General features: G+C 64.1%; 10 protein-coding genes. All 10 read left to right on the top strand.

Features of this window, described 5'->3' with window-relative positions:
* Positions 1–274 precede the first annotated feature (274 nt).
* The 10 genes from LB516_RS27925 (at position 275) to nirD (ending at position 11,514) form a co-directional block, all read left to right on the top strand.
* Positions 275–1,738: a phospholipase D-like domain-containing protein gene (locus LB516_RS27925; protein WP_224720755.1), complete on the top strand. Its 1,464-nt coding sequence runs from the start codon at positions 275–277 to the stop codon at positions 1,736–1,738.
* A gap of 138 nt (positions 1,739–1,876) precedes the next feature.
* Positions 1,877–2,677, top strand: a complete 801-nt coding sequence (locus LB516_RS27930) for an endonuclease/exonuclease/phosphatase family protein (RefSeq protein WP_140619516.1) — start codon at positions 1,877–1,879, stop codon at positions 2,675–2,677.
* A gap of 110 nt (positions 2,678–2,787) precedes the next feature.
* Positions 2,788–3,102: a hypothetical protein gene (locus tag LB516_RS27935; protein ID WP_224720756.1), complete on the top strand. Its 315-nt coding sequence runs from the start codon at positions 2,788–2,790 to the stop codon at positions 3,100–3,102.
* A gap of 122 nt (positions 3,103–3,224) precedes the next feature.
* A complete protein-coding gene (locus LB516_RS27940; protein WP_224720757.1) occupies positions 3,225–3,827 on the top strand; it encodes an ANTAR domain-containing response regulator in 603 nt (200 codons plus the stop codon).
* 2 nt (positions 3,828–3,829) lie between these two features.
* Positions 3,830–5,068 carry a CmpA/NrtA family ABC transporter substrate-binding protein gene (locus LB516_RS27945; RefSeq protein WP_224720768.1) on the top strand — a complete coding sequence of 413 codons (1,239 nt, stop codon included), beginning with the start codon at positions 3,830–3,832 and terminating at the stop codon, positions 5,066–5,068.
* A 348-nt stretch (positions 5,069–5,416) separates the two neighbouring features.
* Positions 5,417–6,733, top strand: a complete 1,317-nt coding sequence (locus LB516_RS27950; RefSeq protein WP_224720758.1) for a CmpA/NrtA family ABC transporter substrate-binding protein — start codon at positions 5,417–5,419, stop codon at positions 6,731–6,733.
* An 86-nt stretch (positions 6,734–6,819) separates the two neighbouring features.
* Positions 6,820–7,710 (top strand): nitrate ABC transporter permease, encoded by an 891-nt coding sequence (ntrB, locus tag LB516_RS27955; protein ID WP_140823165.1) that lies wholly within the window; start codon positions 6,820–6,822, stop codon positions 7,708–7,710.
* Positions 7,711–7,720: 10 nt separating this feature from the next.
* Complete coding sequence (locus LB516_RS27960) at positions 7,721–8,518, top strand: ABC transporter ATP-binding protein (RefSeq protein ID WP_015315955.1); 798 nt, start codon at positions 7,721–7,723, stop codon at positions 8,516–8,518.
* A gap of 4 nt (positions 8,519–8,522) precedes the next feature.
* Positions 8,523–10,973, top strand: a complete 2,451-nt coding sequence (gene nirB, locus LB516_RS27965) for a nitrite reductase large subunit NirB (protein WP_140661843.1) — start codon at positions 8,523–8,525, stop codon at positions 10,971–10,973.
* Between the two features lie 211 nt (positions 10,974–11,184).
* On the top strand, positions 11,185–11,514 hold the full coding sequence (gene nirD / locus LB516_RS27970) for a nitrite reductase small subunit NirD (RefSeq protein ID WP_140661842.1): 330 nt from the start codon (positions 11,185–11,187) through the stop codon (positions 11,512–11,514).
* The last annotated feature ends 1 nt before the right edge of the window (position 11,515 follow it).

The following is an 11,515-nucleotide window of genomic DNA, read 5'->3' on the forward strand; positions in this document are numbered from 1 at the left end:
CAGGTTGATCGAGCCAACTGCTCAATCCTCAAACGAACGTTCCCACCAGCAGGAGAGCCACGCTTGGCGGCCGAGGCTCTCGCGACCAGCGGCGGCCTGCCGTGCTCGCGACGGCGAGACCGTCAACGCCGCGGTCCGCGCCGATATCGACGCTGCTTTCAGCGTCCTGGTTGGCCTGCTCAAATAACCGTGCGCCGCCGTTCTCGCACATGCAGAGACGTGGATACGGCCGGCTGCATTGCCTTATGCGGGCGCTCGCTGGATAGTCCGGGCAATGTTCGAGACCTTGGCGATTCACTGGCCCCAAATACTGGCGATCATCTCGGTGGTGATGGCGACCATCGGCATTGCCCATGCTGTCATGACCAAGGAGGACGTCCGCGCCGCCACCGGCTGGGTCGGCATCATGGTGCTGTCGCCGATCCTCGGCGTGCTGATCTATGCCGTGGCCGGCATCAACCGCATCCGCCGCGCCACGATCAGCGCCCAGCGCCCGCTCGCCGATGGCATGGTGTCGGCCAAGCATGAACGCGACGTCGCCCTCGAAGAGGCGTTGATCATCGAACGCTATGGACAGCGGTTCACCGGCCTCAGGACGCTGGGCGACAGGGTGGCGCGGCGAACGCTCAACCCGGGAAATGCAATCGAGGTGCTGGAAAGCGGCGACGAGGCCTACCCGGCCATGTGCGCGGCGATCGACGGGGCCGAGCGCAGCGTCCTGCTCGAAACCTATATTTTCGACAACGACGCCGTCGGCCTGCTTTTCGTCGAAGCGCTGGCCGGCGCCGTCCAGCGCGGCGTCACCGTCCGTGTGCTGATCGATGCCGTCGGCGCCCGCTACTCCGTGCCCAGCATCCTGGGGCATCTGCGCCGCGCCAACATTACGGCGGACGTCTTCAACGGCAACATCGTCATGGGCCTGCGCCTGCCCTATGCCAACCTGCGGACGCACCGCAAGATCCTGGTGGTCGACGGCACGGTTGCCTTTACCGGCGGCATGAACATCCGCAAGGGTTTTTCGGCGGAGTTCGCCGGGTCGAAAAGCGCCAGGGATACGCATTTCCAGGTCACCGGCCCCGTTGTCGCCGATCTCTTCTCCGTCGCCGCCGAGGACTGGCGCTTTGCCACCAAGGAGGCGCTGAAGGGCGATGCCTGGCGGATCACACCGGTTTCGCCACCCGCCGGCCAACCGATGCTGGTGCGTGCGGTCGCATCCGGACCGGATGCAAGCAACGAAACCAACCACAAACTGCTGATCGGCGCCTTCTCGGTCGCGCGCAAGTCGATACGGCTGATGTCGCCCTATTTCCTGCCGGACCGGGAATTGATCAGTGCCTTGATCACCGCGGCCAGGCGCGGCGTCGAGATCGATGTCGTGGTGCCGGCGGTGAACAACCTCTTCCTTGTCGATCGCGCCATGACCGCGCAATTCGACCAGATCCTGAAGAATTATTGCCGCATATGGCGCACGGAAGGGCCCTTCGACCATTCCAAGCTGCTTTCGATCGACGGCGTGTGGGCCTATGTCGGGTCCTCCAACCTCGATGCCCGCTCGCTGCGGCTCAACTTCGAGATCGACCTTGAGGTCCTCGATGCGGCTTTTGCCACCGAGATCGAGACCCGGATCGGATCGGCGATCGAAACGGCCGTCCCAGTCACGCTGGCCTCCTTGCGGGCGCGTCCGTTCATCATCCGGCTGTTCGATCGCATGCTCTGGCTGGGGTCGCCCTATCTCTAGGAGAAACTATCTCTGGGAAAAACCTGTCTTTAAGAAAACGACGTGTTTACCGGATAGGGTGTCGCCAACCATGGAACATCGGCTGAAAGACTCTATTTCTAGGTGCATGGTGAGAACAGCAAGGACGATCGGCGCGCGATGCGAATGAACGGGCGCAGCCTGCCGGCCAATATGCTCCTGTCCATTCGCGACCGGCGGATGCGCAAGGCCAACGCCTTCTCGGCGAAGAAGGACGGCGTCACCGGGACGCTGGTCGCCTCCTACAACGTCCACAAATGCATCGGCGTCGACCGCAAGTTCGATCCCGACCGCACCAGCCGCGTCATCCGGGAGATCGCCCCCGACGTCATCGCCCTGCAGGAGGCCGACAATCGTTTCGGCGACCGTGACGGGCTTCTCGACCTGCACCGTCTAGAACTCGAAACCGGCCTCGTGCCGGTGCCCATTTCGGCAACGGGCAAAGGCCATGGCTGGCACGGCAATGTCCTGCTGTTCAAAAGGGGCGTCGTTCGCGACGTGCATCAGATCAGGCTCCCGGGTCTCGAACCGCGCGGCGCGGTGGTCGCGGAAATCGATCTCGACGGAAATCAGTCCTTGCGCATCATCGCGGCCCATCTGGGCCTGCTGCGCCGCTCCCGCTCGCAGCAGGCCCAGGTCGTACTGGATATCATGAACAGTCCCGACGAGAAGCCGACGCTCCTGCTCGGCGACCTGAACGAATGGCGGCTCGGCAACCGCTCCGCGCTGAACACGCTGCACGCGAGCTTCGGCCCGCAGCCCCCTGCCGTTCCCACCTTCCCGTCCAATCTGCCGCTGCTGGCGCTCGACCGGATCATGGCCAACCGGCACGGCATGATCGGGACCATCGAAGCGCATGACACACCGTTGTCGCGCGTGGCCTCCGACCATCTGCCGCTGACCGCCTTCGTCCATTTGTAATATGCGGCCGATAACGGCTTGATGTCGCCAGCGTCGCAAAGCGTGTGGATTTGAGCGGAACACCCGGTTGTTCCGCGAGTTTATGTGTGTTGAACATGCAGGAGGACAGAATGAGAAAGTTGATTTTGGCTTCGGTGCTGGCGTTTGCCGCGACAGCTGCGGCGATTGCGCCCACGCAGGCTGCCAGCGTGACTATCCAGTCCGACGACGGCAACGAATATTCCTCGGACGAAGATTCGGGAATCGTCGTGCGCCGTCATCATGAGCGCCGCTACGACAACGAGTATGATGGCGACCAGAGCGTCCAGTATGACAATGACGGCTACCGCTGGCGTCACCACCGCCATCACCGCTGCCACATCGAGACGGTCGTGCATTGGCGCCACCACCACAGGGTGGTCGAAGACGTTCGCGTCTGCGGCTGATCAACGTCTCCTGCCAAGCCGATACTTTTCGCCACCAGGCATTCCGGGCATAGCCGCCGACCTTCCAAGGTCGGTGGCTATGCTGCATTGCACAAATTTGCGGCCTTGCTCATAATGCGGGCATGGTCCGAACTTCCCTCGCCGTCCTGGTGATCGACGAAAACCGCATCCGCGCTTCGATAATCGAAGCCGGATTGCGCGAGGCGGGTCATCAGCTGGTCACCATCATCCATGACGTCTCGGGCATTGCGCGCCGCATTGCCGAGATCGAACCCGACGTCATCGTGATCGACCTTGGCAATCCCAACCGCGACATGCTGGAAAACATGTTCCAGCTGTCGCGGGCCGTAAAGCGCCCGATCGCCATGTTCGTCGATCGCTCGGATCAGGCCTCGATCGAGGCCGCGGTCGATGCCGGCGTTTCGGCCTATGTCGTCGACGGGTTGAGGCAGGAGCGCGTCAAGCCGATCCTCGACATGGCGGTGAGCCGCTTCAACGCTTTCTCGCGCATGGCACGTGAACTGGAAGAGGCGCGCAGCGAACTCGAGAGCCGCAAGGTGATCGACCGCGCCAAGGGCATCTTGATGAAGTCGCGCGGCCTGACCGAAGAGGCCGCCTACTCGCTGCTGCGCAAGACCGCGATGAACCAGAACCGCAAGATCGGCGACATCGCCCAAAGCCTGGTGACTGCCGCCGGGCTTCTCGGACCGGCGGAGGACGAATGAGCATGGGCGCCGAGCACCAGATCACCGCCGGCTTCATGCCGCTTTTCGATAGCGCCGTGCTGGTCGCGGCCGCCGAACTGGGCTTTGCCGCGCGCGAAGGCATCGATCTCACCCTGCACCGCGAGACCTCCTGGGCCAACATCCGCGACCGCATCGCCATCGGCCATTTCGACCTCGCGCACATGCTCGGACCGATGCCGCTCGCCTGCAATCTGGGCCTCACCCCACTCGCCTCCGAAACCATCGTGCCCTTTTCGCTGGGGCTCGGCGGCAACTGCGTCACCATCTCCAACGCCGTCTGGGCCGGCATGGCGGCGCACGGTGCCGTACCCGATCTCGATCCGGCCCGTGCCGGCGCGGCACTTGGCGCCTTCATCCGCGAGCGGGCCGGCGCCGGCCGGGACCCGCTGCGTTTCGCCGTCGTGCATCCGCATTCCGGGCACAATTACGAACTGCGCTACTGGCTTGCCGCCTGCGGCGTCGATCCATCGCGCGAGATCGAGATCGTCATCGTGCCGCCGCCCTTCATGGCCGACGCGCTGGCCGCCGGCCGCATCGACGGCTATTGCGTCGGCGAGCCCTGGAACAGCGCCGCGGTGGCGGCCGGCACCGGCCATATCGTCACCGTCAAGGCACGGATATGGCGCAACAGCCCGGAGAAGGTGATTGGCGTGCGCAAGGCCTGGGCCGAGCAGGTCCCCGAGGCGTTGGCGGCCCTCTTGCGCGCATTGCATCACTCGGCGCGCTGGTGCCAGGATCCGGCGAACCGCGACGAACTGGCTGCGGTGATGGCGCAACGTGGCTTCCTTGGCCTGCCGCCGGCGGTCCAGATGCCGATCCTGACCGGCCATCTCCGGCTGGGCGGCGAGGCCGAGCTGGACATCGACGACTTCTTCGTGCCGTTCGACAAGGCCGCCAACTTTCCCTGGAAAAGCCATTCGCTGTGGTTCTACACGCAGATGGTCCGCTGGGGCCACGTCGCGCACACGCCCGACAATCTCGCCATCGCCCGCGACTGCTACCGCCCAGATCTCTACCGCTCGGCACTGAAGCCACTCGGGGTGGCGCTGCCCGGCGCCAATGCCAAGGCCGAAGGCGCGCTCAAGGCCGCGACCGCGGTAGGCGCGACGGGAGCCGGTCTCATGCTCGGACCGGACGGTTTCTTCGATGGCCAGATCTTCGATCCAGACGAGATCGACGCCTATATCGAGAGGCAAAAATCAGCCATCGGGGAAGCCTGATCATTTTAGCGCCATGCTTGTGCATTGCATAAAAATTATGCGCTCGAAAGGTGAGCTGACCAATGTTTGACCTCAGTCGCGACGGATCGGGTCGCCCCAGAAAGTCCCCATCGTATTGATTCCATTTGAATTTTTCGGCCAGAGGTAAACTGGCACGGTTCCTGCTTTGAAATAAACGAGCCTTCACGGGCAATGGAACAGGCGTCCAATGGCGGGCGCCACAGGCAAAGCTGCCGCTCAGGTCACTGCGCAATCCCCAGGGATGCGCGAAGCCTGGCCGGCGGCTTTTTTGTTTTTGGCCGAACACGCAATCGACGGCGCTTCAACCGCGCTCAACCGGAGACGACGATGACGAAACGGATCGGAACTGGCACGTCCCTCAAGGATTTCACCCGCCGCGATTTTCTGGCCAGCAGCGCGCTGACGGCAGGACTGTTCCTCGCCGCAAAGACATTGTTTCCCGCCGGCGCTCATGCCGAAGGGAAAGGTCCCGAAGTAACCGGCGCCAAGCTCGGCTTCATTGCGCTGACCGATGCCGCGCCCCTGATCATCGCCAAGGAGAAGGGCCTGTTCGCGAAATCCGGCATGCCTGATGTCGAGGTGCTCAAGCAGGCCTCCTGGGGCGCGACGCGGGACAATTTGGTGCTCGGCGGCGAAGCCAATGGCATCGACGGCGCCCACATCCTGACGCCGATGCCTTACCTCATGCACACCGGCAAGGTGACGCAGAACAACCAGCCGCTGCCGATGGCGATCGTCGCCCGCCTCAACTACGACTGCCAGGGCATTTCGGTCGCACAGGAATATGCCGCGACCGGCGTTGGCCTCGATGCCGCCAAGCTGAAGGACGCCTTCGCCGCCAAGAAGGCCGAAGGCAAGGAGGTCAAGGCCGCCATGACCTTCCCGGGCGGCACCCATGATCTGTGGCTGCGCTACTGGCTGGCGGCCGGCGGCATCAACCCGGACAAGGACGTCTCGACCATCGTCGTGCCACCACCGCAGATGGTGGCCAACATGAAGGTCGGCAATATGGACGTGTTCTGCGTCGGCGAGCCGTGGAACGAACAGCTTGTCCATCAGGGCGTCGGCTTCACCGCCGCCACGACCGGCGAACTCTGGAAGGGCCATCCGGAAAAGGCGCTCGGCCTGCGCGCCGCCTTCATAGAAAAATATCCCAACGCCACCAAGGCGATCGTCATGGCGGTGATGGCGGCACAGCAATGGTGCGACGCCAAGGAAAACAAGGACGAGATGGCCGCCATCATCGGCAAGCGGCAATGGATGAATGTGCCCGTCGCCGACATTATCGGCCGCCTCAAGGGCGACATCAACTACGGCAATGGCCGGGTCGCCAGCGCCACCGACCTCTACATGAAATTCTGGAAGGGCGGCGTCTCCTACCCGTTCAAGAGCCACGATAGCTGGTTCCTCGCCGAAAACATCCGCTGGGGCAAGTTCGCGCCGACCACCGACATCAAGGCGCTGGTCGACCAGGTCAACCGCGAGGATATCTGGCGCGAGGCGGCCAAGGAACTCGGTGTCGCCGCGAGCGACATCCCGGCCTCGTCCTCGCGCGGCGTCGAGACCTTCTTCGACGGCAAGACTTTCGATCCGGCCAACCCCTCGGCCTATCTCGACAGCCTGACCATCAAGGCATCGGCTTAGTCAGGCCGTTTGTACCCAACGCAAACGGCGCCAGCGCCGTTTGGCGCTCAGTACCGCACCAGCACACCACGGAGTATCCCCAGGACATGTCCATCCAAGCCGTCGAGGACACCAAGGTGAAAGCATTCCCGGCCAAGTCAGCCGAGGTGGTCGCCTTCACCGCCAAAGCGCGGCGCCGTGTCGATCCGGTGGCGGTTGCCACCAGGGTGGCCAGCGTTCTCGTCCCGCCCGCCATCGTCATCGCCCTTCTGCTTGTCGTCTGGCAGGTCGCCTGCTCGTCACCGACGGCAAGCCTGCCGCCGCCGAGCCAGGTGTGGAACGAGGCCTATGACCTGATCGCGCATCCGTTCTTCGACAACGGCCCGCAGGATATCGGTCTTGCCTGGCGGGTGCTGATCTCGCTGCAGCGCGTCGCCATCGGCTTCGGCATGGCGGCGGTCGTCGGTGTGGCGCTCGGCGCGCTGGTCGGCCAGTCGATCTGGGCGATGCGCGGCCTCGATCCAGTGTTCCAGATCCTGCGCACCGTGCCGCCGCTCGCCTGGCTGCCGCTGTCGCTCGCCGCCTTCCGCGACTCCAACCCGTCGGCTCTGTTCGTGATCTTCATCACTTCGATCTGGCCGGTCATCATCAACACCGCCGTCGGCGTGCGCAACATCCCGCAGGACTATCGCAATGTCGCCCGCATCCTGCGGCTGAACCAGCTCGAATTCTTCGTCAAGATCATGGTGCCGGCCGCTGCGCCTTACATCTTCACCGGCCTGCGCATCGGCATCGGCCTGTCCTGGCTCGCCATCGTCGCGGCCGAAATGCTGACCGGCGGCGTCGGCATCGGCTTCTTCATCTGGGACGCGTGGAATTCGTCACGGCTGCCCGACATCATCGTCGCGCTCGCCTATATCGGCGTCACCGGCTTCTGCCTCGACCGCCTGGTCGCGGCGGTCGGCGCCTTTGTCACCCGCGGCACGACGGCAAAGTGAGGAGAGCGCCATGACCGCCTATCTCAAGCTCGACCATATCGACAAATCCTTCGCTCGTGGCAGCCAGGTAAGCGATGTGCTGAGGGACATCCGGCTGACCATCGACAAGGGCGAATTCGTCTCCATCATCGGCCATTCCGGTTGCGGCAAGTCGACCTTGCTCAACCTGATCGCCGGCTTGACCAAGGTTTCCGCCGGCGCGGTGTTGCTGGAGGACAAGGAGGTCGACAGCCCCGGCCCCGAGCGCGCCGTTGTGTTCCAGAACCACTCGCTGCTGCCGTGGCTGACCGTCTACGAGAACATCAATCTGGCGGTGTCGAAAGTCTTCGGCCGCTCGAAGAGCAAGGCCGAGCGGCATGACTGGATCATGCGCAATCTCGACCTCGTGCAGATGGCGCATGCGAGCGACAAGCGGCCGGCCGAAATCTCCGGCGGCATGAAACAGCGCGTCGGCATTGCCAGGGCGCTTGCCATGGAACCCAAGATCCTGCTGCTCGACGAGCCGTTCGGCGCGCTCGACGCCTTGACCCGCGCCCATCTGCAGGACGCTGTGATGGACATCCATTCCAGGCTCGGTTCGACGACGATTATGATCACGCATGACGTCGACGAGGCGGTGCTGCTGTCCGACCGCATCGTCATGATGACCAACGGCCCGGCGGCGACCGTCGGCGAGGTGCTGCCCGTGCCGCTGGCGCGGCCGCGCCGACGCATCGAACTTGCCTCCGACCGGACATTCCTGCGTTGCCGCGAGGCGGTGCTGAAGTTTCTCTACGAACGCCACCGCTTCGTCGAAGCCGCGGAGTAACGCCATGACCGAAAAACTCGTCATCATCGGCAATGGCATGGCGCCCGGGCGCATGCTGGAGCATCTGCTGGAACAGGCGCCAGGCCGCTACGCGGTCACCATCTTCAACGCCGAGCCCAGGGTCAATTACGACCGCATCATGCTGTCGCCGGTGCTCTCCGGCGAGAAGGCCTATGAGGAAATCATCATCCATGGCGACGGCTGGTACATCGCCAATGACATCACCCTCTACAAGGGCCACAAGATCATGGCCATCGACCGGCAAGCGAAGACCGTCACCTCCGACCACGGCGTCACCGAGCCTTACGACAAGCTTGTCATCGCCACCGGCTCGGTGCCGTTCATCATCCCGGTGCCCGGCCACAATCTGCCGGGCGTGCTGACCTACCGCGATCTCGACGACGTTCAGGCGATGATGCTCGCCGCCCAGTCGCGCGCCAAGGCCGTCGTCATCGGCGGCGGCCTGCTCGGATTGGAGGCGGCGGCCGGCCTCAACGCGCAAGGCATGGATGTCACCGTGCTGCACGTCATGCCGACGCTGATGGAGCGCCAGCTCGATCCGGCCGCCGGCTACCTCCTGCAGCGCGCGGTGGAGCAGCGCGGCATCAAGGTCGTCACCAAGGCCAACACGCAGGCAATCACCGGCAATGGCAAGGTCGAGCGGGTGGAACTCGCCGACGGCACAATCATCCCGGCGACGCTGGTCGTCATGGCGGTAGGCATCCGGCCGAACGCGGCACTGGCCAAGGATGCAGGCATTGCCGTCAACAGAGGCATCGTCGTCGATGCCGGGATGCGCAGCAACGACCCGGATATCTACGCACTCGGCGAATGCGCCGAGGTGGGCGGCATGGTCTACGGGCTGGTGGCGCCGCTCTATGAGATGGCGCGTGTCGCCGCTCATCAGCTTGCCGGCGACGAGACCGCCGCCTTCGTCCACATGGACACGCCGACCAAGCTGAAAGTCACCGGCATCGACCTCTTCTCGCTCGGCGACTTCGCCGATGGCGACGACCGCCAGGAGATCGTGCTGCGCGACGCCTCGGCCGGCGTCTACAAGCGGCTGGTGCTCAGGGATGACCGCATCATCGGCACCGTGCTCTATGGCGAGACATCGGACGGCGCCTGGTTCAACGACCTGAAGAAGAAACAGACCGACATATCGCAGATGCGCGATACGTTGATCTTCGGCCAGTCCTACCAGGGGGGTGCCCCGCTGGACCCTATGGCGGCCGTTGCAGCCTTGCCGGATGATGCGGAAATCTGCGGCTGCAACGGCGTCTGCAAGGGCAAGATCACGGGCGCGATCACGGGCAAGGGCCTGACTTCGCTCGACGACGTGCGCGCCCACACCAAGGCGTCGGCGTCTTGCGGCTCCTGCACCGGGCTGGTCGAAAAGCTGATGGTGCTGACCCTTGGCGACACCTACAACCCGGCCGCCGTGCAGCCCATGTGCTCCTGCACCGTTTTCGGCCATGACGACGTGCGCAGGCTGATCAAGGCCAAGGGACTGAAGACCATTCCGGCGGTCATGCAGGAGCTGGAGTGGAAGACCTCCTGCGGCTGCGCCAAATGCCGGCCGGCCCTTAACTACTACCTCGTCTGCGACTGGCCGGACGAGTATGCCGACGACTACCAGTCGCGCTTCATCAACGAGCGCGTCCACGCCAACATCCAGAAGGACGGCACCTATTCGGTGGTGCCGCGCATGTGGGGCGGCGTCACCAATGCGGCCGAACTGCGCGCCATCGCCGACGTCGTCGACAAATTCGAGATTCCGATGGTCAAGGTCACCGGCGGCCAGCGCATCGACATGCTGGGCATCCGCAAGGAGGACCTGCCGGCGGTGTGGGCCGATCTCGGCCAGGCCGGCTTCGTTTCGGGCCATGCCTATGCCAAGGGCCTGCGCACGGTGAAGACCTGCGTCGGCTCGGACTGGTGCCGCTTCGGCACGCAGGATTCGACAGGTCTCGGCATCCGCATCGAGAAGTTCATGTGGGGCTCGTGGACGCCGGCCAAGGTCAAGATGGCGGTGTCGGGCTGCCCGAGGAATTGCGCCGAGGCGACCTGCAAGGACGTCGGCGTCATCTGCGTCGATAGCGGTTACGAGATCCATTTCGCCGGCGCCGCCGGGCTCGACATCAAGGGCACGGAAGTGCTCGGCCTGGTCAGGACCGAGGACGAGGCGTTGGAGCATATCGTGGCGCTGACACAGATGTATCGCGAGCAGGGCCGCTATCTCGAACGCATCTACAAATGGGCCAAGCGCATCGGCATCGCCGAGATCAAGCGCCAGATCATGGACGATGGCGAGAAGCGCAAGGCCTATTACGACCGCTTCATCTTTTCGCAGAAGTTCGCCCAGGTCGATCCATGGTCCGAGCGCGTGTCCGGCAAGGACAAGCACGAATTCCGGCCGATGGCTTCGGTAGGATTTGCGCAGGCGGCGGAGTGATGGAGATGTTTGCGCGAGGCACCCCCCTCTGGCCTACCGGCCATCTCCCCCGCAAGGGGGGAGATCGGATGTCATATCTGCTTTCGCCAATCTCCAGCGCTGAAGAAAATGCGCCTGCGCTCAAGCTGCCAATCTCCCCCCTTGCGGGGGAGATGTCCGGCAGGACAGAGGGGGGCGCCTTGGCGCAATCCTATCAAGCAAAGGCACACCTATGACCTGGACATCGATCGGCACCCTCTCCGACATTCCCCGCCGTGGCGCGCGCTGTGTCGCCACCCCGCAAGGCAAGATCGCTGTCTTTCGCACCGCCGAGGATCAGGTTTTCGCTATTGACGACCATTGCCCGCACAGGGGCGGACCGCTGAGCCAGGGCATTGTCCATGGCGCGGCGGTGACCTGCCCCTTGCACAATTGGGTGATCTCGCTGGAGACGGGTAAGGCGCTTGGCGCCGACGAAGGCGCCGTGCGCACGATTCCCGTGAAGCGGGAGGGCGAGCACCTGTTCGTCGCGCTGGAAGCGCTGGCCAGCCGCGCGGCCTGAA

The organism is Mesorhizobium sp. CO1-1-7 (genome assembly GCF_020164885.1).
GTDB classification, from domain to species: Bacteria; Pseudomonadota; Alphaproteobacteria; order Rhizobiales; family Rhizobiaceae; genus Mesorhizobium; species Mesorhizobium australicum.